This is a genomic window from Streptomyces sp. NPDC005181, assembly GCF_040608395.1.
In the GTDB taxonomy this organism is placed as follows: domain Bacteria; phylum Actinomycetota; class Actinomycetes; order Streptomycetales; family Streptomycetaceae; genus Streptomyces.
Genome location: NZ_JBEXID010000003.1, coordinates 122830 through 143552 on the forward strand (window position 1 = coordinate 122830; position 20723 = coordinate 143552).

Genomic DNA, 20723 nt, shown 5'->3' on the forward strand with positions numbered 1-20723 from the left:
TGGAAGTCTGTGGGATCTGAGGGTTACGGCTCAGGGCTCTACGGTTCACGCGAAGGCGAGGTTGTAGAGACCGCCCGCGATCGCACCGCCGATGAGGGGGCCGACAACCGGGATCCACGCGTAACCCCAGTCGGAGCCGCCCTTGTTCGGCAGCGGCAGCAGCGCGTGCACGATACGCGGACCGAGGTCGCGAACCGGGTTGATCGCGTAACCGGTCGGGCCGCCGAGCGAGAGGCCGATGGCGACGACGACCAGGGAGGTGATCAGCGCGCCGAGCGTGCCGAGCCCGTTGCCGTCGTTGTTGAGGCCCTGGGTGAGGATTGCCAGGACCAGCACGACGGTGGCAATGACCTCGGTGACCACGTTCTGCACGGCGTTCCGGATCTCCGGGCCGGTCGAGAAGATGCCCAGCACCGGGCCGGCCTTCGGGGCGGCGGCCTGGTCGACCAGGCCTTCTTCACTCGGCGGGCTGTACAGAGTCTCCGGGTCGGTCAGATGAGCCCGGAACTGTCCGTAGTACGTCAGCCAGACGAGCACCGCGCCGATCATCGCGCCGAGCAGCTGGGAGCCGAGGTACAGCGGTACGTCACTCCACGGGGTGCCGCCCTTGATCGCGAGGCCGATCGTGACCGCGGGGTTGAGATGGGCCCCGGACACGCCGCCGGCCAGATACGCGGCCGTCAGCACGGCGAAACCCCACCCGAAGGTGATCGAGAGCCAGCCGGCGCCCTGCGCCTTGGAGTGCTTGAGAGTGACGGCCGCACAGACACCGCCGCCGAGCAGGATGAGTACGGCGGTACCGATGGTCTCGCCGATGAAGATGTCGGAGCTGGACACCCGCGACTCCTTTGTCCTTCGTCCAGGAAGCCGAACCCCGGGTCCCACCGGTGGTTCGCGCCCTCAGGTGAGGGCTTCACCGGCCCTTGACACCTGTCACACCCTAGCGCGTATTGCCGTTAGGCGTTCGACAATGCCGACCGATGAACGGCAGTGTTTCCCCCCGGTGAATGAAGCGTCAAGGGTTGTGGGACGGAAAACACGATCGTTACCGATGATCCGTCAAATCGGTCAGAAGCGCCCGGCGCCGAGATCCCGGGAGACCGCCCGCGCGCAGTCCCGTACCGCCGCCACCAGCTCGGGGCGCAGCTCGCCACCGGAGCAGAGGCGTTCCACCGCACCGGTCACGGCCACTGCGCCCACCGGAATCCGGCGCCGGTCGTGGATCGGCGCGGCCACCGCGGCCACGCCTTCCCAGGTCTCCTCCACGTCGGCCGCCCAGCCGCGCGCCCGGGTCAGATCGAGCACCGACTCGAACTCCTCCAGATCGGTGACGGTGCGCGGGGTGAAGGGCAGCCGCTCGCCCTCTATGGCCTCGGTGTGCGCCACCGGGTCGTACGCCGACAGCACCTTGCCCAGCGCCGTGGAGTGCAGCGGCTGCATCGCCCCGACCTCCAGGACCTGTCGGCTGTCGTCGGGCCGGAACACGTGGTGGACGATGAGGACGCCCTGCTGGTGCAGGACGCCCAGATGGGCGCTCTCGCCGCTGGAGCGGGCCAGATCGTCCGTCCAGACCAGGGCGCGCGCCCGCAGTTCGTGGACGTCCAGATAGCTGTTGCCCAGGCGCAGCAGCTCGGCGCCCAGCTGGTAGCGCCCGGACGCCGCGTCCTGCTCGACGAAGCCCTCGTGCTGGAGTGTGCGCAGGATGCCGTGTGCGGTGCCCTTGGCCAGGCCCAGGGAGGAGGCGATGTCGGAAAGCCCCAGCCGACGTTCGCCGCCTGCCAGCAGACGCAGCATCGCCGCCGCCCGCTCGAGCGACTGGATGTTCTTGGCCATGGCGCCGTACTCCTCCACTGTGGTTCGACAATGCTGAACACTATCGGTCGATGTCGACCGATGTCCGGTCGTGCCGGAAACCTCGCTCGATTGCCCGGATCCGGATATCCCCCGCACAGCATGCCGTCCGTCACGTGGGACACAGTGACGCTCCGAGGCGCTGCCCGGCTACTCTGACGAGGTGCGGCCTCTTCCGGAAGCCGTGAAGCCGACAGCCGTCGCATCCCAGGGAGCACATCCATGGCCTCGTTGCCGACCCTTTCCGCCGACAGCCGGAACCGAGCCGAAGCCCTCCGCGAGGCGCTCGCCACCCGAGTGGTGGTAGCCGACGGTGCCATGGGCACCATGCTCCAGGCGCAGGATCCCACCCTCGAGGACTTCCAGAACCTCGAAGGCTGCAACGAGATCCTCAACGTCACCCGCCCGGACATCGTGCGCTCCGTGCACGAGGAGTACTTCGCGGTCGGCGTGGACTGCGTCGAGACGAACACCTTCGGAGCCAACGCCTCGGCCCTGGGCGAGTACGACATTCCCGACCGCATCCACGAGCTCTCCGAGTCCGGCGCGCGCATTGCCCGCGAGGTGGCCGACGAGTTCACCGCCTCCACCGGACAGCAGCGCTGGGTGCTCGGCTCCATCGGTCCCGGCACCAAGCTGCCGACGCTGGGCCACGCGCCGTACACCGTGCTCCGTGACGGTTTCCAGCAGAACGCCGAGGGGCTGATCGCCGGCGGCGCGGACGCGCTCATCATCGAGACGACGCAGGACCTCCTGCAGACCAAGGCCGCGGTACTGGGTGCGCGGCGGGCGCTCGAGGCGCTGGGCAGCGACCTTCCGCTGCTGTGCTCGCTGGCGTTCGAGACGACCGGCACCATGCTGCTCGGCTCGGAGATCGGTGCCGCGCTGACCGCGCTCGAACCGCTCGGCGTCGACATGATCGGCCTGAACTGCTCGACCGGCCCGGCGGAGATGAGCGAGCACCTGCGCTACCTCACGCGCCACTCGCGCATTCCGCTGCTCTGCATGCCGAACGCCGGACTGCCGGTGCTCACCAAGGACGGCGCGCACTTCCCGCTCGGCCCCGAAGGGCTGGCCGACGCGCAGGAGACGTTCGTCCGGGAGTACGGCCTCTCGCTGGTCGGCGGCTGCTGCGGTACGACCCCGGAGCACCTGCGCCAGGTCGTCGAGCGTGTGCGCGGCGCCGGTCTCGTCCCCCGCGACCCGCGCCCCGAGCCCGGCGCCGCCTCGCTGTACCAGACCGTCCCGTTCCGTCAGGACACCTCGTACCTCGCCATCGGTGAGCGTACGAACGCCAATGGATCCAAGAAGTTCCGCGAGGCCATGCTGGCGGCCCGCTGGGACGACTGCGTGGAGATGGCACGCGACCAGATCCGGGAGGGCGCGCACATGCTCGACCTCTGCGTCGACTACGTCGGCCGCGACGGTGTCGCGGACATGGAGGAGTTGGCCGGACGCTTCGCCACCGCCTCCACGCTCCCGATCGTGCTCGACTCCACCGAGCTGCCGGTCCTGCGGGCCGGACTGGAGAAGCTAGGCGGCCGGGCCGTTCTCAACTCCGTCAACTACGAGGACGGCGACGGACCCGAGTCGCGCTTTGCCAAGGTCACCGCGCTGGCTGCCGAACACGGCGCCGCGCTGATCGCCCTGACCATCGACGAGGAGGGCCAGGCCCGCACCGTCGAGCACAAGGTCGCCGTCGCCGAGCGGCTGATCGAGGACCTGACCGGCAACTGGGGCATCCACGAGTCGGACATCCTCATCGACACGCTGACCTTCACCATCTGCACCGGCCAGGAGGAGTCCCGCAAGGACGGCATCGCCACCATCGGCGCCATCCGCGAGCTGAAGCTGCGCCATCCCGATGTCCAGACGACGCTCGGCCTGTCGAACATCTCCTTCGGCCTCAACCCGGCCGCTCGAGTCGTCCTGAACTCCGTCTTCCTCGACGAGTGCGTCAAGGCCGGTCTCGACTCCGCCATCGTGCACGCGTCGAAGATCCTGCCGATCGCGCGCCTGGAGGAGGAGCAGGTCAAGGTCGCACTCGACCTCATCTACGACCGCCGCGCCGAAGGCTACGACCCGCTGCAGCGGCTCATGGAGCTCTTCGAGGGCGTCAACATGAAGTCGATGAAGGCCGGCAAGGCCGAGGAGCTCCTCGCGCTGCCGCTCGAGGAGCGCCTCCAGCGCCGCATCATCGACGGCGAGAAGAACGGCCTGGAGACCGACCTCGAGGAGGCACTCCGGACCCGCCCTGCTCTCGACATCGTCAACGACACCCTGCTCGAGGGCATGAAGGTCGTCGGCGAACTGTTCGGCTCCGGCCAGATGCAGCTGCCGTTCGTGCTCCAGTCCGCCGAGGTCATGAAGTCCGCCGTGGCCTACCTGGAACCGCACATGGAAAAGTCCGACGCGGAGGGCAAGGGCACGATCGTCCTGGCCACCGTCCGCGGCGACGTCCATGACATCGGCAAGAACCTCGTCGACATCATCCTGTCCAACAACGGCTTCAACGTCGTCAACATCGGCATCAAGCAGCCGGTCTCCGCGATCCTGGAAGCCGCGGAGGAGCACCGCGCCGACGTCATCGGCATGTCCGGCCTCCTGGTGAAGTCCACCGTGATCATGAAGGAGAACCTGGAGGAGCTGAACCAGCGCAAACTGGCCGCCGAATATCCGGTGATCCTCGGCGGCGCGGCTCTCACCAGGGCCTATGTCGAGCAGGACCTCCACGAGATCTACGAGGGCGAGGTCCGCTACGCCCGCGACGCGTTCGAGGGCCTGCGTCTGATGGATGCCCTGATCGCGGTCAAGCGCGGCGTCCCCGGCGCCGCCCTCCCGGAGCTCAAGCAGCGCCGTGTGCCCAAGCGGGAGACGGCCGTGCTGGAGGTCGAGGAGCCGGAGGAGGGCGTCCGCTCCGACGTCGCCACCGACAACCCGGTCCCCGAGCCCCCGTTCTGGGGCACCCGCGTCGTCAAGGGCATCCAGCTCAAGGAGTACGCCTCCTGGCTCGACGAGGGCGCGCTCTTCAAGGGGCAGTGGGGCCTGAAGCAGGCCCGCGCCGGTGACGGACCGACGTACGAGGAGCTCGTGGAGACCGAGGGCCGCCCGCACCTGCGCGGCTGGCTCGACAAGCTGCACACCGAGAACCTGCTGGAAGCCGCCGTCGTCTACGGCTACTTCCCCTGCGTTTCCAAGGGTGACGACCTGATCCTGCTCCACGAGGACGGCTCCGAGCGCACCCGCTTCACCTTCCCGCGCCAGCGCCGCGGCCGCCGTCTCTGCCTCGCGGACTTCTTCCGTCCCGAGGAGTCCGGCGAGACGGATGTGATCGGCCTCCAGGTCGTCACGGTCGGCTCGAGGATCGGCGGGGAGACCGCCAAGCTCTTCGAGGCCAACTCCTACCGCGACTACCTGGAGCTGCACGGCCTCTCCGTCCAGCTGGCCGAGGCCCTCGCCGAGTACTGGCACGCCCGGGTCCGCTCCGAGCTCGGCTTCGGCGGCGAGGACCCGGCCGACGTCGAGGACATGTTCGCGCTGAAGTACCGCGGTGCGCGCTTCTCCCTCGGCTACGGCGCCTGCCCCGATCTCGAGGACCGGGCGAAGATCTCCGACCTGCTCCAGCCCGAGCGGATCGGGGTGCACCTCTCCGAGGAGTTCCAGCTGCACCCGGAGCAGTCCACCGACGCGATCGTCATCCACCACCCGGAGGCGAAGTACTTCAACGCGCGGTAAGAAAATGATCGACGCGTGCCAGCGGGTCGAGTCGTACACTGGTCGGTCCAGTGCAGGCCGGTCGCCCTTTCCTCCGGAATCGGTGACCGGCCTTCTCGTCCCTCGTGGAAGGTGTGCCGCATGACCAGTACGGTCTCCGCGTCCTTGACGCGCACGTCCGAAGGTGCCGCCCTTCAGGCCGTCTTTCTCGACATGGACGGCACTCTGGTCGACACCGAGGGCTTCTGGTGGGAGACCGAGGTGGCGGTCTTCGCCGACCTCGGGCACCGGCTGGACGAGAGGTGGAAGGACGTGGTTGTCGGCGGGCCGATGACCCGCAGCGCCGGGTACCTCATCGACGTCACCGGTGCGGACATCACCCTCGCGGAGCTCACTGTGCTGCTCAATGACCGGTTCGAGGAGCGCATCGACCACGGGGTGCCGCTGATGCCGGGCGCCGCTCGGCTGCTCGCGGAACTGGCGGCGCACGAGATGCCGACCGCCCTGGTCTCCGCCTCGCACCGGCGCATCATCGACCGGGTGCTGGACTCGGTCGGCCACCACCACTTCTCGCTCACCGTGGCGGGTGACGAGGTCTGCCGGACAAAGCCGCACCCGGAGCCCTACCTCACCGCCGCCTACGGCTTCGGGGCGGATCCCGAGCGCTGTGCGGTCATCGAGGACACCCCGACCGGCGTCGCAGCGGCGGAGGCCGCCGGCTGCTGGGTCGTCGCCGTACCGTCCGTCGCACCGATCGCACCTGCCTCCGGCCGGGTCGTCGTGGACTCTCTTGAAGAAGTCGATCTCGCTTTTCTCCGGGGACTGGTCACTGGAGCGCGTTGATGCGTATACCGAGAGTATTTCTGTGAATAAACAGCAAAACTCTCGCCGCTGTGATGTGCGCATTTCGTCGCACGCGCGTGTGGGTAAGTCGGGTGCATGCCAAGGACGAGAATTGACCCGGGCGTGACCTTTGTCACGTCGCGGGTTGCCAAGGCATTTCAAGATCGACCAAACTGTCCGTTTTGATCCACCTGTCTGTCCCGATTCATGGAGTCCTGTGCGGAACCTTCCCCGCCCGGGAAGTCGACTCGCAGAGCATGCCCCTCACCATTCCATTACGTATCGCGGAGCACCCGGTCCGGCATTACCGGCGGCGCCTACTAATGTCGTTTTCTCAATGGCCGGATGAGGGAGAACGTCCAAGATGAACCGCAAGACTCTGGTGCTGCCGGCCGTCGTCGGCCTGCTCGCGCCCGTACTCGCCGCCTGCGGTGGGACGGACGGCGGGAGCGATGGCAAGGCCGCCATCGTTGTCGGCACCACGGACCAGTTCGTCGCCACCGAGGACAACCCCGCGCCGCTCGACCCTGCCATAGGCTACGAAGCAGGCGTCTGGAACGTCCTGCGGCAGACCGTGCAGACCCTGACCCACGTGCCGCGCGGCGGCGGCGAGCCCGTCCCCGAGGCCGCCAAGAGCTGCACCTTCACCGACCGGGCGAACGAGAGCTACCGCTGCAAGCTGCGCAGTGGTCTCGCGTTCGCCGACGGCACGGCCGTCACCGCCGAGGACGTCAAGTACTCCATCAACCGGGTCATCGGCATCAAGTCCGACAGCGGCCCCGTCGGCCTGCTCGCCAACATCGACACGATCGAGACGCGCGGTGACAACGAAGTCGTCTTCCACCTGAAGACGCCGGACGCGACCTTCCCGTACAAGCTCGCCACCCCGGCCGCCGGCATCGTGCAGAAGAGCAAGTATCCGGCGACGTCCGCGCGGGGCGGCTTCCAGGTCGACGGCTCCGGCCCGTACACGATGAAGCCGGAGATCAAGAACGACCAGGTCGTCAAGGTCGTCTTCACCAAGAACCCGCGCTACAAGGGCGATCTGAAGGTCCTCAACGACAAGGTCGAGCTGGACCTCTTCCCCGACGCGAAGGCGATGGGCAAGGCGCTCGACGCCCAGAAGATCGACATGATGACCCGCACCATGTCGCCCGAGCAGGCCCAGCAGATGCTGGAGCAGCCGAAGGACGGCATCAAGCTCACCGAGATGCCCGGCCTCGCCATCAGCTACCTCGCCTTCGACACCACCGACCCCGCGGTGAAGGACAAGGCCGTCCGGCAGGCCATCGCCCAGGTCATCGACCGAGGCCAGATCGCCGGTCAGGTCTACGGCGCCACCGCCGAGCCGCTCTACTCGCTCATCCCGTCCAGCATCACCGGACACACCAACTCGTTCTACAACAAGTACGGCGAGCCCAGCGCCACCAAGGCCGCCGCCATCCTGCAGGCCGCCGGCATCGAGACCCCGGTGAAATTCACGCTGCACTACACGACCGACCACTACGGGCCCGCCACCGCCACCGAGTTCAAGGCGCTGAAGAAGCAGCTCAACGCCACCGGGCTGTTCGACGTCAGCGTCCAGGGCACCCCCTGGGCGAAGTACCGCCCCGCCCAGAAGCGCGGCGACTACGCCGTCTACGGCATGGGCTGGTTCCCGGACTTCCCGGACCCGGACAACTACACGGCGCCGTTCCTCGACAAGAACAACTTCCTCAACTCGCCGTACAAGTCCTCGCTGGCCCAGAACACTCTGATCCCGCAGTCCCGCCAGAAGGCCGACCGGGCCGCGGCCGGCAGGACCTTCCAGAAGCTCCAGGACATCGTCGCCACCGACGTCCCCGTACTCCCGATCTGGCAGGGCAAGCAGTACGTCGCCTCCCGCGACGGCCTCACCGGCGTCGAGTGGTCGGTCAACTCCTCGGCCGACCTGCAGCTCTGGGAGCTCGGCCGCAGCACCGTCTGAACCACGGCGCCACCCCGGCGCCCCGTCCCGGCCGCACCGGCCGGATCACTGGGCGCCGGGGCGCACCAGCCCGCTCTCGTACGCGTACACCGCGGCCTGCACCCGGTCGCGCAGCCCCAGCTTTGTCAGCACATGGCCCACATGCGTCTTGACCGTCGTCTCGCTGACGAACAGATCGGCGGCGATCTCCGCATTCGACAGACCGCGCGCCACCAGCTTCAACACCTCCACCTCACGCTCCGTCAGCGTGTGGAGTGTGTCCGGCACGGAGTTCTCGCCCGACGGCAGGTGGTCCGCGTACTTGTCCAGCAGTCTGCGCGTGACGCTCGGGGCCAGCATCGCCTCGCCCGCCGCGACCACCCGGATCGCCTGCACCAGCTCATTGGCCGGAGCATCCTTCAGCAGAAAGCCGCTGGCGCCGGCGCGCAACGCCTCCACCACGTACTCGTCGAGATCGAACGTGGTGAGCACCAGCACCTTCGCCGGACCGTCCCGGCCCGGTCCCGTGATCTGACGCGTCGCCTCGACGCCGTCCATCCGCGGCATGCGGATGTCCATCAGCACCACATCGGGCTGCAGCGCCCGCACCTGATCGAGAGCCTGAAGGCCGTCACCGGCCTCCCCCACCACCGCAAGATCTCCCTCGGCCTCCAGAATCATCCGGAAGCCGGTGCGCAGCAGCGGCTGGTCATCGACCAGTAGGACGCGGATTGCCACCAGATCTCCTTAAGGTCCTTCGACGGCCGCCGGCCGGCCGGCCTCGGCCCGGACCGGCCCCATTGTGCCCTGGACACCCTGCCCCGATTCCGCCGGTCGTACGGACAGCGGGTATACCGGGGGAGTCCCGCCGAATTCCGGACAGACCTCCTGGTGGTCGCACCAGCCGCAGAGCTTCGTCGGCCGCGGCCGCCACTCGCCCGTCTCCGTGGCCAGCCGGATCGCTTCCCACAGGGCCAGCAGCTTGCGCTCCACCCGCTCGAGATCAGCCACGACCGGGTCGTACGTCATGACGTCGCCGCTGCCCAGATAGACCAGCTGCAGCCGGCGCGGGACCACACCCTTCAGCCGCCAGATCACCAGGGCGTAGAACTTCATCTGGAACAGGGCGCCCTCCGCATACTCCGCCCGCGGCGCCTTCCCCGTTTTGTAGTCCACGATCCGGACCTCGCCCGTCGGCGCCACGTCGATCCGGTCGATCACCCCGCGCAGCCGCAGCCCCGACTCCAGCTCCGTCTCGACGAACAGCTCCCGCTCGGCCGGCTCCAGGCGCGTCGGATCCTCCAGCGAGAACCACCGCTCCACCAGCCGCTCCGCCTCAGCCAGCCAGCGCGAGAGCCGCTCGCCCTCCGCATCGCCGGCGAACAGCTCCGACAGCTCCGGCTTCGACTCCAGCAGCCGGTCCCACTGGCCGGGGATCATCGCCGTGGCCCGGCCGGCCGTACGCTCCACCGCCGGATTGTCGAAGAGCCGCTCCAGTACCGCATGGACCAGCGTGCCCCGGGTAGCCGCCTCGCTGGGCTTCTCCGGCAGCCTGTCGATGACCCGGAACCGGTACAGCAGAGGACACTGCATGAAATCGCTCGCCCGCGACGGCGACAGGGACGAGGGCGGCTGCGGCGGCCGGGGCACGGAAGTCATGACGAAGACCCTACGACCCGCCACTGACACTCAGCGGCATACCATCGACCACAGACCCTCGCACACTGCATGATCGTGCCGAACGGCACCGACCGAAGGGACCCCGTGGACGAGAGCGGCGACAGCGGGCAGCCGGAGCCCGGCGCCGGGGGAACGGACCCCGCCGCGCCCGAGAACGGCAAGCCGCAACGCCCCCGAGAGCCGGGCGGCGGCCTTCTGATGGGCCGTCCCTTCGGCGTGCCGGTGTACGTCGCGCCCAGCTGGTTCCTCGTCGCGGCGCTGATCACCTGGGTGTTCGGCGGCCAGCTCGACCGGGTGCTGCCCGAGCTCGGCGCGGCCCGCTATCTGGTCTCCCTCTTCTTCGCGATCGCCTTCTACGCGTCCGTACTCGTCCACGAACTCGCCCATACCGTGGTCGCCCTCCGCTACAAGCTCCCCGTGCGCCGCATCCAGCTGCAGTTCTTCGGTGGCGTCTCCGAGATCGAGAAGGAGTCCGAGACCCCCGGCCGCGAATTCCTCCTCGCCTTCGTCGGTCCGCTCCTCTCGCTGGTCCTCGCCGGCGTCTTCTACCTCGGCATGAAATTCGTCGAACCCGGCACCGTCCCCGGTGTCCTGCTCGCCGGGCTGATGATCTCCAACCTCATCGTCGCCGCCTTCAACCTGCTGCCGGGACTGCCGCTCGACGGCGGCCGCATGCTCCGGGCCGTCGTCTGGAAGATCACCGGACGCCCCATGAGCGGCACCGTCGCCGCGGCCTGGGTCGGCCGCGCCCTCGCTGTCACCGTCCTCATCGGACTCCCGCTCCTCACCCAGACCGGGGGGTTGGGGAACAACACCGACGACATCAGCGGCATGGACACCGTCACCGATGCCCTGCTCGCCGCGATCCTCTGCGCCATCATCTGGACCGGGGCGGGCAACAGTCTGCGCATGGCCCGCCTGCGCGAACACCTCCCCGAGCTGCGCGCCCGCACACTGACCCGACGCGCCGTTCCTGTCGAGGCCGCCACCCCGCTCTCCGAGGCGTTGCGCCGCGCCAACGAGGCGGGCGCCCGCGCGCTCGTCGTCGTCGACGGACACGGCGACCCCAAGGCCGTCGTCCGCGAGGCCGCCATCGTCTCGGTCCCCGAACACCGCCGCCCCTGGGTCGCGGTGAGCACTCTCGCCCAGGACCTCACCGACGGCATGAAGATCTCCGCCGAGCTGTCCGGGGAGACGCTCCTGGACACCCTCAGGGCCAGCCCGGCCACCGAGTACCTCGTCGTGGAGGAGACCGGCGAGATCTACGGTGTCCTGTCCACCGCCGACATCGAACGCGCCTTCGTCGCCGCCATGGCCCGCCCCGCAGCCTGAGCCGCCCGGGCGGGCGGTCGGAGCCCCGGGAAACACCGGTACGCTGGTCACATGTCTGAACCGACCGGTGCCGCCCGCCGACGTGGGCCCTTCAAGGTCGGGGACCAGGTCCAGCTCACCGACCCCAAGGGACGCCACTACACCTTCACGCTCGAAGCCGGAAAGAACTTCCACACCCACAAGGGTTCTTTCCCGCACGACGAGCTGATCGGTGCTCCCGAGGGCAGTGTGGTCCGAACCACGGGAAACGTCGCCTACCTCGCGCTGCGCCCCCTGCTCCCCGACTACGTCCTGTCCATGCCCCGCGGCGCCGCCGTGGTCTACCCCAAGGACGCGGGGCAGATCCTGGCCTTCGCCGACATCTTCCCCGGCGCCCGCGTCGTGGAGGCCGGCGTCGGCTCCGGCTCGCTCTCCACCTTCCTGCTCCGCGCCATCGGCGACCAGGGCATGCTGCACTCGTACGAGCGCCGCGAGGACTTCGCCGAGATCGCCCAGCAGAACGTCGAGCGCTACTTCGGCGAACCGCACCCTGCCTGGCAACTCACCGTCGGCGACCTCCAGGACAACCTCTCCGACACCGACGTCGACCGGGTCATCCTCGACATGCTCGCCCCCTGGGAGTGCCTGGACGCCGTCTCCAAGGCGCTCGTGCCCGGCGGCATCCTCTGCGCGTACGTCGCCACCACCACCCAGCTCGCCCGGACCGTCGAGTCCATCCGCGAGATGGGCTGCTTCGCCGAACCGCAGCCCTGGGAATCGATGATCCGCAACTGGCACGTCGAGGGCCTGGCGGTCCGCCCGGACCACCGCATGATCGGCCACACCGGCTTCCTCGTCACCGCCCGCCGCCTCGCCGACGGCGTGGAGGCCCCGCTGCGCCGCCGCCGGCCCGCCAAGGGCGCCTACGGCGAGGACTACGACGGTCCCGGCAGTCAGAGCGGCTCCTCCCGCGGCTGACTCCGCGCAACGCACCGGCGCCGCCGCCGAGTTCTCCGGACCGACCCGGGAATTCGGCGGCGGCGCCTTTTCGTTGCCGCTACGGAGGCTGCCGGTACGGGGATCACCGCAGTGATTCGGGATAGGTACCGACCCCACCGTTCCACTGCTCTGTGAGGTGTGGCACGATGCTGGCCACCCCCACCCCACGGCGTACGCCCCACCGGTCCCGTCGTCCACGGGCATCGCCGAACCACAGGAACCACAGGAGACATCCCGCGTGCAGACCTCCGAGCTCCCGGACCTCGCGCACACCGACACCACGCCGATGCACTGGCTCGCCACCGCGACCGCCATGGCCGCCGTCATTGCCGGGGCAGGCATGCTCCAGCCCGACGACGCGACCGCCTCGGCCTCGGCCTCCCACCGCACGACCGCGCAGCACGGCACCGCACCCGTCGCGGCCCCCGATCCGGCCCGGGCCACCTTCCCGCTGCAGTGCGGGACGGCGGACAGCATCGTTGCCGAACAGGCCCCCGGCGACCTCGACGGCGACGGCCGCCCGGAGACCGTCGCAGTGGTCCACTGCGCGGCCGGATCCGGTACGCCGCCGAGCGGCGTCTACGTCCTCACACAGGGAAGCGGGGCCGCACCCCGGATCGTTGCGACGCTGGTGGACCCCGCCCAGAAGATGAGCGTCGGCGACTTCACCGTGCGTGACGGGGTGATCTCCGCCACGCTCCTCGGCTACTCCTCGACCGACGTCCCCCGCTGCTGCCCCGACCAGCAGGAAAAGGTGACCTGGCAGTGGCGGAACGGTGCCTTCGTCCGTGCCGCCCAGAGCGAAACGGGCAGCGCCTGACCGGTCGCTGCACGTAGTCGACCGGTCGGGCTCCGCAGGATCAGGCAGCCTCGGGGCCGTAGATCTCGACCCTGTCCGAAACGCGCCGTACATGGATGCAGTCGCCGGGGCACTCCTTGGCCGAATCGACCACGTCCTGAAGCAGCGGCAGCGGAACGGGCGTCGTCGCCCCCTTGTCCTGCAGCAGTTCGTCCTCGCCGCTCTTCACATACGCCAGACCATCGATGTCCAGCTCGAACACCTCGGGTGCGTACTGCACGCAGATGCCGTCTCCCGTGCAGAGGTCCTGGTCGATCCAGACCTCCAGATCCTGCGTGTCGCTGCCGGTCGGGGCGTCCTGCTGCACGGTCATTTCTCCTGCCGTTCCCTGCGTTTCCGAACCAAAAATGGCCAGCCCTGACGGGTGTTGAACGGTTCGACGATACAACCGGCCGCTTTCCGATGTTGAAGGGTGGGTATTCCCCTGGCGTGAGGGAGAGCGCAAGGGTGAAGATCGGACACGTCCCGGAGTCTTTGTGATCTAGGGGTTTCAATCACCACCCACCCAGGTAGGGTCAGGAAGCGTCCAGCTCCCCTTGGAGGAGGTGAGGACCGTGGCAGCCCACGACGACGACATCAACCGCGGCATCCGGCCCGGGCGGGGGTCCGAAGACCCAGCCGGCCAGGTCGCCTATCTTGAGCAGGAAATCGCCGTCCTGCGACGTAAGCTCGCCGACTCTCCGCGCCATACGAGGATTCTCGAAGAGCGGATCGTCGAGTTGCAGACCAACCTCGCAGGCGTCTCAGCACAGAACGAGCGGCTCGCCAACACCCTGCGCGAGGCCCGCGACCAGATCGTGGCCCTCAAGGAGGAGGTCGACCGGCTCGCACAGCCACCGGCCGGCTTCGGAGTCTTCCTGCAGGGCAACGAGGACGGTACCTGCGACATCTTCACCGGGGGCCGCAAGCTCCGGGTGAACGTCAGCCCCAGCGTCGAGCTCGACGACCTCCGGCGCGGCCAGGAAGTCATGCTCAACGAAGCGCTCAACGTGGTCGAGGCCATGGAATTCGAGCGCGCAGGGGACATCGTCACCCTCAAGGAGATCCTCGAGGACGGCGAGCGGGCCCTGGTTCTCGGGCACACCGACGAGGAACGGGTGGTACGGCTCGCCGAACCGCTTCTCGACATCAATATCCGGCCCGGCGACGCGCTGCTGCTCGAACCCAGGTCCGGCTACGTCTACGAAGTGGTGCCGAAGAGCGAGGTCGAGGAGCTCGTCCTCGAAGAGGTCCCGGACATCGACTACGACAAGATCGGCGGCCTGGGCGACCAGATCGAGCTGATCCGCGACGCGGTCGAGCTCCCCTACCTCCACCCCGACCTCTTCAAGGAGCACGAACTGCGGCCGCCGAAGGGCATCCTGCTCTACGGCCCGCCCGGCTGCGGCAAGACGCTCATTGCCAAGGCCGTCGCCAACTCCCTGGCCAAGAAGGTCGCCGAGGTGACCGGGCAGCCCACCGGCAAGAGCTACTTCCTCAACATCAAGGGTCCCGAACTCCTCAACAAGTATGTCGGTGAGACCGAGCGGCACATCCGCCTGGTCTTCCAGCGGGCCCGTGAGAAGGCGAGCGAGGGCACCCCCGTCATCGTCTTCTTCGACGAGATGGAATCGCTCTTCCGTACCCGCGGATCCGGCGTCAGCTCGGACGTGGAGAACACCATCGTCCCGCAGCTCCTCGCCGAGATCGACGGTGTGGAGGGCCTGGAGAACGTCATCGTGATCGGCGCCTCCAACCGCGAGGACATGATCGACCCGGCCATCCTGCGCCCGGGCCGCCTCGATGTGAAGATCAAGATCGAGCGTCCGGATGCGGAGGCCGCGAGGGACATCTTCGCGAAGTACCTCACGCCATCCCTGCCCCTGCACGCGGACGACCTCGCCGAGCACACCGGCTCCAAGGAAGCCGCGGCGCACGCCATGATCCAGTCCGTCGTCGAGCGGATGTACACCGAGTCCGAGGAGAACCGCTTCCTCGAAGTCACGTACGCCAACGGCGACAAGGAAGTCCTGTACTTCAAGGACTTCAACTCCGGCGCGATGATCCAGAACATCGTCGACCGGGCCAAGAAGATGGCCATCAAGGCCTTCCTCGACCAGGGCCAGAAGGGCCTGCGCGTCTCCCATCTCCTCCAGGCATGCGTGGACGAGTTCAAGGAGAACGAGGACCTTCCCAACACCACCAACCCCGACGACTGGGCCAGGATCTCCGGCAAGAAGGGCGAGCGGATCGTGTTCATCCGTACGCTCGTCACCGGAAAACAGGGCGCAGACACGGGTCGCTCCATCGACACGGTGGCAAACACCGGGCAGTACCTGTAGAACGCAGACCGGCTGCGGATGCCCGGCCGGGCATCCGCAGCCGGTTGCTTTCCGGACAGCTCCCACGACACCGGAGCAATGACGTAATTGATCTCCCCACCAGCGCAGAGGCGCTCTAGGCTCTTCCGTACCGCCCAGTCGCGCAGTGCGGGGACGGGCACCGCACACGCACCGGACAAGCAGCGGTACTTGAGCGCCGATCCCGGAAGGGAACGCCGCCGGGCAAGGAGGGCCGCATGACCGTACGGCGAGTAATGGGCATCGAGACGGAGTACGGCATCTCCGTGCCCGGCCACCCCAACGCCAATGCCATGCTCACCTCGTCCCAGATCGTCAACGCTTACGCGGCGGCGATGCACCGGGCGCGTCGCGCCCGCTGGGACTTCGAGGAGGAGAACCCGCTGCGAGACGCGCGAGGCTTCGACCTCGCCCGCGAGACCGCCGACTCCAGTCAGCTGACCGACGAGGACATCGGCCTGGCCAATGTCATCCTCACCAATGGCGCACGGCTCTACGTCGACCATGCGCACCCCGAGTACAGCTCGCCGGAGATCACCAACCCGCGGGACGCCGTCCTCTGGGACAAGGCCGGCGAACGCATCATGGCCGAAGCCGCCGAACGCGCGGCCCAGCTGCCCGGCGCCCAGCCGATCCACCTCTACAAGAACAACACCGACAACAAGGGCGCCTCGTACGGCACGCACGAGAACTACCTGATGAAGCGGGAGACCCCGTTCTCCGACATCGTGCGTCACCTGACCCCGTTCTTCGTCTCCCGCCAGGTCGTCACCGGCGCCGGCCGCGTCGGCATCGGCCAGGACGGTCATGAGCACGGCTTCCAGATCAGCCAGCGAGCGGACTACTTCGAGGTCGAGGTCGGCCTGGAGACCACGCTCAAGCGCCCCATCATCAACACCCGCGACGAGCCCCACTCCGACGCCGAGAAGTACCGCCGCCTCCATGTGATCATCGGCGACGCGAACCTGTCGGAGATCTCCACCTATCTCAAGCTCGGCACCACGGCGCTCATCCTGTCCATGATCGAGGACGGCTTCATCAACGTCGACCTCGCCGTCGACCAGCCGGTGCGCACCCTGCACCACGTCTCCCACGACCCCTCGCTGCAACACCTGATCACGCTCCGTAGCGGTCGGACGCTCACCGCGGTGCAGCTCCAGATGGAGTACTTCGAGCTCGGCCGCAAGTACGTCGAGGAGCGGTACGGGGTGGACGCCGACGAGCAGACCAAGGACGTCCTGATCCGCTGGGAGGACACCCTCAACCGGCTGGAGAACGATCCGATGAGCCTCTCCGGGGAGCTCGACTGGATCGCCAAGCGGGAGCTCATGGAGGGGTACCGCCGGCGCGACAGTCTGGACTGGGACGCGGCCCGGCTGCACCTGGTGGACCTCCAGTACGCCGACGTGAGGGCCGAGAAGGGCCTCTACAACCGCCTGGTGGCCCGCGGGAAGATGAAGCGCCTGCTGGACGAGAACGAGGTCGAGCAGGCCCGTACGAAGCCCCCGGAGGACACCAGGGCGTACTTCCGTGGCCGCTGCCTGGAACAGTACGCCGACGACGTCGCCGCGGCCTCCTGGGACTCGGTCATCTTCGATCTGCCGGGCCATGACTCGCTGCAGCGGGTGCCCACCCTGGAGCCCCTCCGCGGGACCCGTAACCACGTCAAGGAGCTCCTGGACCGCTGTCGTACGGCGGAAGAGCTGGTCCGGGTGCTCTCCGGCGGCTGAAATGGCCGCGATCAGGGAATCATCGAGATGGCCCCAGGACGTTGAGACAAGTACCGGGCCAATGTCGGACCCCGTAGGTAGGGTCTGATCAAGTGCTTCGAACCGAGCGGGGTGAGCTACATGGCGACCAAGGACACCGGCGGCGGACAGCAGAAGGCGACACGTTCCACCGAGGAGGTCGAGGAGCAGGCGCAGGACGCGCAGGCTTCGGAGGACCTCCAGGAGCGGCAGGAGAAGCTGAGCGACGATGTCGACTCGGTTCTGGACGAGATCGATGACGTACTCGAAGAGAACGCGGAGGACTTCGTCCGCTCGTTCGTTCAGAAGGGTGGACAGTAGTTCACTCATGTGAACATGGGGGAATGGGGTGGTGCGCGCGGTACGGGCGAAGGGAGCCCGTGCCGCGCGGCCACAACCGGCACTTCGGACTCCGCAAGCTTCCCCCGCAGTCCATGTGGATCACCGCTACGGGACGGGTAGGGTCCGTGGCGTACTGTGCTTCAACTGCAATTCGGCCATCGGCACGTTGGGAGATGATCCTGACATCTTGCGCAGGGCCATCGCTTACCTGGAGGGAAACGCGTGGAAGCCAACACTCGTAGCACCGGGCGTCTACCAGCTGCCTTCCTGACGCCGGGATCCTCTTCGTTCATGGATTTCCTGTCCGACCAGTCGCCCGAGATGCTGCCGGGCAACCGGCACCTGCCGCCCATGCAAGGGGCCATCGAGGCGCCGCACGGGACGACCATCGTCGCCGCGACGTTCCCCGGTGGCGTGGTGCTCGCCGGTGACCGGCGGGCGACCATGGGCAACATGATCGCTCAGCGCGACATCGAGAAGGTCTTCCCGGCCGACGAGTACTCGGCGGTGGGCATCGCCGGCACGGCCGGTCTCGCGGTGGAGATGGTCAAGCTCTTCCAACTGGAGCTGGAGCACTTCGAGAAGGTCGAGGGTGCCCAGCTCTCCCTGGAGGGCAAGGCGAACCGGCTCTCCACGATGATCCGCAGCAATCTGGCCATGGCCATGCAGGGCCTCGCCGTGGTCCCGCTCTTCGCCGGCTTCGACGTCGACCGCGAGAAGGGCCGGATCTTCTCGTACGACGTCACCGGCGGCCGGTCCGAGGAGCTCGGCTACGCGGCCACCGGCTCCGGGTCGATCTTCGCCCGCGGGTCGATGAAGAAGCTCTACCGCGAGGACCTGACGGAGCAGCAGGCGCTCACCCTGGTCGTACAGGCGTTGTACGACGCCGCGGACGACGACTCGGCGACCGGCGGCCCCGATGTGGCCCGGCGGATCTACCCGATCGTCACCGTCATCACCGACGAGGGTTTCCGGAAGCTCACCGAGGCGGAATCCTCGGAGATCGCCCGGATGATCCTGGAGCGCCGGATGGAACAGCCCGACGGCCCGCGTGCCGCGCTGCTCTGATCCCGGTTCCAGGACCTCTTCGATGGACTCGTCACTGACAGAAAGGGACGGATAGCCGGTGTCGACGCCGTTCTATGTCTCACCTCAGCAGGCCATGGCCGACCGGGCGGAATACGCCCGGAAGGGCATTGCCCGTGGTCGCAGCCTGGTTGTGCTGCAGTACGCCGACGGCATTGTGTTCGTCGGTGAGAACCCGTCCCGTGCGCTGCACAAGTTCAGCGAGATCTATGACCGGATCGGTTTCGCCGCCGCCGGTAAGTACAACGAGTACGAGAATCTGCGCATCGGCGGTGTCCGGTACGCAGATCTGCGCGGATACACATACGACCGTGACGATGTGACGGCCCGCGGACTGGCCAATGTCTATGCGCAGACGCTGGGCACCATTTTCTCCAGTGCGGCCGAGAAGCCCTACGAGGTGGAGCTGGTGGTCGCCGAAGTGGGCGCCAGGCCCGAGGGCGACCAGATCTACCGGCTGCCGCATGACGGCTCGATCGTGGACGAGCACGGCTCCGTCGCGGTCGGTGGCAACGCGGAGCAGATCAGTACGTTCCTGGACCAGCGCCACCGTGACGGCATGACGCTGGCCGAGGCGCTCAAGCTGGCCGTGCAGGCGCTGTCCCGTGATCCCAACGGGAGTGAGCGGGAGATCCCCGCCGAGCGTCTTGAGGTGGCGGTCCTGGACCGTACGAGGCCTCAGCAGAGGAAGTTCAAGCGGATCGTCGGGCGGCAGCTGGCGCGGCTGCTGGAGGCCGACGGCGGGGTCACGCCGACGGATGCCCCGTCGGACATCGAGGACGGCGACGGGGGCGACGCTCCCACCGACGTCACGAAGTCCTCCGGGGCTGCCGATTCCGCCGGGACCGGCGAGTCGCCGGACTCGTCCGAGGAGTAGCGCGTCTGCCTGTCCCTGTGCCCCGGTCCGCCGATCCCGGTTGGCCGGGGCACAGTCATGACCGGGGCGGTGGGGGTGCGGAGGAGCCGCGTACGACCAGGTGCACCGGCAGGCTGCCGGGTTCGGCCGGGCGGCCGTCCAGGACGGCCAGCAGGGCGTTCATGCCGCGCTCGCCGACCTGTTCCGCGGGGAGCCGCACGGTGGTGAGTTCGGGTTCGACAGCGGTCGCCAGGGCCAGGTCGTCGAAGCCGGTGACGGAGAGGTCGTCGGGGACCCGGAGCCCGAGCCGGCGGGCCGCCTTGCAGGCGCCCGCGGCCAGGATGTCGTCGTCGCAGATGATCGCGGTCGGCCGGGGGCCGGGGGCGGCCAGCGCGTGCTCCGCGGCCTCCCGGCCGGCCCGCACGTCGAGCGCTGCCGGCACGGTCCGTACGACGGCGCCGGGCACCCCCTGTACGGCCTCGCGGACGGCCCGGGCGCGGACGGCGAAGGTCCAGGAGTCGATGGCCGACGCGAGGTGGATGAAGCGGCGGTGGCCGAGGGTGAGCAGATGGTCCGTCACCTGCCGCATGCCGTCGGCGATGTCGAGGTTGACGCGGGCCGCGACGCCCGTGTCCGCGGGGTCGCTGTCCAGCATGACCAGGGGCAGGTCGGCGCTGTGCAGGGCGCCGAGTGCGTCGGCGGCCATCGAGGAGGCGATGACTCCGTCGAGTGCGGCGCGGGCGGAGGCGAAGGGGTCCCGGGCCGGTCCCGTGCCGTCGGGGGAGGGGTACAGGACGACCCCGAAGCCGTGCTCGGCGGCGACCGCGGCGGCGCCGGTGTAGACGCGGGCGAAGAACTCGTTCGTGAGGGCGGGGACGACCAGCAGCGCCGTCCTGGTACGGCCGAGGCGGAGGCTGCGGGCGGCGAGATTCGGCCGGTAGCCGAGGTCCTGGGTGGCACTGCGGACCCGCTCGGCGGTGGCCTCGGAGACCCTGCCACGCCATTTGCCGCCCAGCACGAGGGAGACGGTCGCCTGCGAGACGCCTGCGGCCCGCGCGACGTCGCGGCTGGTGGGCCGGGCCGGGGCGGGCTGTGATGCGCTGGTCACTGGGACCTCCGGGCTGAACGGGTGCGGTGCTGGTGCGTGCGG

General features: G+C 68.4%; 17 protein-coding genes and 1 pseudogene. 12 read left to right on the top strand and 6 right to left on the bottom strand.

The features are described from left to right. Nucleotides 1–45: 45 nt before the first annotated feature. Both ABZV38_RS03580 and ABZV38_RS03585 read right to left on the bottom strand, forming a co-directional pair. Nucleotides 46–837, bottom strand: a complete 792-nt coding sequence (locus ABZV38_RS03580) for an MIP/aquaporin family protein (RefSeq protein ID WP_356324128.1) — start codon at nt 835–837, stop codon at nt 46–48. Between the two features lie 231 nt (nt 838–1068). Next, on the bottom strand, nt 1069–1833 hold the full coding sequence (locus ABZV38_RS03585) for an IclR family transcriptional regulator (RefSeq protein WP_356324130.1): 765 nt from the start codon (nt 1831–1833) through the stop codon (nt 1069–1071). Nucleotides 1834–2073: 240 nt separating this feature from the next. On the opposite strand from ABZV38_RS03585, the gene metH reads away from it, so the two are divergent. From metH to ABZV38_RS03600, 3 genes are all read left to right on the top strand, one after another. Continuing rightward, nucleotides 2074–5586 carry a methionine synthase gene (gene metH / locus ABZV38_RS03590; protein WP_356324132.1) on the top strand — a complete coding sequence of 1171 codons (3513 nt, stop codon included), beginning with the start codon at nt 2074–2076 and terminating at the stop codon, nt 5584–5586. Nucleotides 5587–5706: 120 nt separating this feature from the next. Next, the gene (locus ABZV38_RS03595; protein WP_356324134.1) at nt 5707–6408 is read left to right on the top strand and encodes an HAD family phosphatase; all 702 of its coding nucleotides are present in this window, start codon (nt 5707–5709) and stop codon (nt 6406–6408) included. 364 nt (nt 6409–6772) lie between these two features. After that, nucleotides 6773–8374: an ABC transporter substrate-binding protein gene (locus ABZV38_RS03600; protein ID WP_356324136.1), complete on the top strand. Its 1602-nt coding sequence runs from the start codon at nt 6773–6775 to the stop codon at nt 8372–8374. Nucleotides 8375–8419: 45 nt separating this feature from the next. Here ABZV38_RS03600 and ABZV38_RS03605 read toward each other — a convergent pair whose 3' ends face one another. Then, entirely contained in the window at nt 8420–9091 is a 672-nt protein-coding gene (locus ABZV38_RS03605) for a response regulator transcription factor (protein WP_356324138.1), read from the bottom strand. Nucleotides 9092–9100: 9 nt separating this feature from the next. Beyond that, nucleotides 9101–9946 (bottom strand): PD-(D/E)XK nuclease family protein, encoded by an 846-nt coding sequence (locus tag ABZV38_RS03610; protein ID WP_356324276.1) that lies wholly within the window; start codon nt 9944–9946, stop codon nt 9101–9103. 171 nt (nt 9947–10117) lie between these two features. On the opposite strand from ABZV38_RS03610, the gene ABZV38_RS03615 reads away from it, so the two are divergent. From ABZV38_RS03615 to ABZV38_RS03625, 3 genes are all read left to right on the top strand, one after another. Continuing rightward, nucleotides 10118–11365 carry a site-2 protease family protein gene (locus ABZV38_RS03615; protein ID WP_356324278.1) on the top strand — a complete coding sequence of 416 codons (1248 nt, stop codon included), beginning with the start codon at nt 10118–10120 and terminating at the stop codon, nt 11363–11365. A 51-nt stretch (nt 11366–11416) separates the two neighbouring features. Then, entirely contained in the window at nt 11417–12322 is a 906-nt protein-coding gene (locus ABZV38_RS03620) for a tRNA (adenine-N1)-methyltransferase (protein ID WP_351793904.1), read from the top strand. A 259-nt stretch (nt 12323–12581) separates the two neighbouring features. Continuing rightward, the gene (locus tag ABZV38_RS03625) at nt 12582–13163 is read left to right on the top strand and encodes a hypothetical protein (protein WP_356324140.1); all 582 of its coding nucleotides are present in this window, start codon (nt 12582–12584) and stop codon (nt 13161–13163) included. 40 nt (nt 13164–13203) lie between these two features. On the opposite strand, the gene ABZV38_RS03630 is transcribed toward ABZV38_RS03625, so the two are convergent. After that, complete coding sequence (locus ABZV38_RS03630) at nt 13204–13515, bottom strand: ferredoxin (RefSeq protein ID WP_356324142.1); 312 nt, start codon at nt 13513–13515, stop codon at nt 13204–13206. A 241-nt stretch (nt 13516–13756) separates the two neighbouring features. Between ABZV38_RS03630 and arc the strand changes: the two genes are divergently transcribed. The 6 genes and pseudogenes from arc to prcA all read left to right on the top strand — a co-directional run bounded on the left by arc (nt 13757) and on the right by prcA (nt 19594). After that, nucleotides 13757–15523: a proteasome ATPase gene (gene arc / locus ABZV38_RS03635; protein WP_356324144.1), complete on the top strand. Its 1767-nt coding sequence runs from the start codon at nt 13757–13759 to the stop codon at nt 15521–15523. Between the two features lie 236 nt (nt 15524–15759). After that, nucleotides 15760–17271 (top strand): depupylase/deamidase Dop, encoded by a 1512-nt coding sequence (gene dop, locus ABZV38_RS03640; protein ID WP_356324146.1) that lies wholly within the window; start codon nt 15760–15762, stop codon nt 17269–17271. 120 nt (nt 17272–17391) lie between these two features. Then, a complete protein-coding gene (locus tag ABZV38_RS03645; protein ID WP_266745237.1) occupies nt 17392–17610 on the top strand; it encodes a ubiquitin-like protein Pup in 219 nt (72 codons plus the stop codon). A gap of 100 nt (nt 17611–17710) precedes the next feature. After that, nucleotides 17711–17902, top strand: a pseudogene (locus tag ABZV38_RS03650) (endonuclease domain-containing protein); the annotation flags it as partial. Beyond that, nucleotides 17854–18699: a proteasome subunit beta gene (gene prcB / locus ABZV38_RS03655; RefSeq protein WP_356324148.1), complete on the top strand. Its 846-nt coding sequence runs from the start codon at nt 17854–17856 to the stop codon at nt 18697–18699. The pseudogene ABZV38_RS03650 and the gene prcB, both read left to right, overlap by 49 nt. A 58-nt stretch (nt 18700–18757) precedes the next feature. Then, nucleotides 18758–19594 carry a proteasome subunit alpha gene (gene prcA, locus ABZV38_RS03660; RefSeq protein ID WP_356324150.1) on the top strand — a complete coding sequence of 279 codons (837 nt, stop codon included), beginning with the start codon at nt 18758–18760 and terminating at the stop codon, nt 19592–19594. Between the two features lie 55 nt (nt 19595–19649). Here the strand turns inward: prcA and ABZV38_RS03665 are convergent, their stop codons facing one another. After that, complete coding sequence (locus ABZV38_RS03665) at nt 19650–20681, bottom strand: LacI family DNA-binding transcriptional regulator (RefSeq protein ID WP_356324152.1); 1032 nt, start codon at nt 20679–20681, stop codon at nt 19650–19652. Nucleotides 20682–20723: the final 42 nt, after the last annotated feature.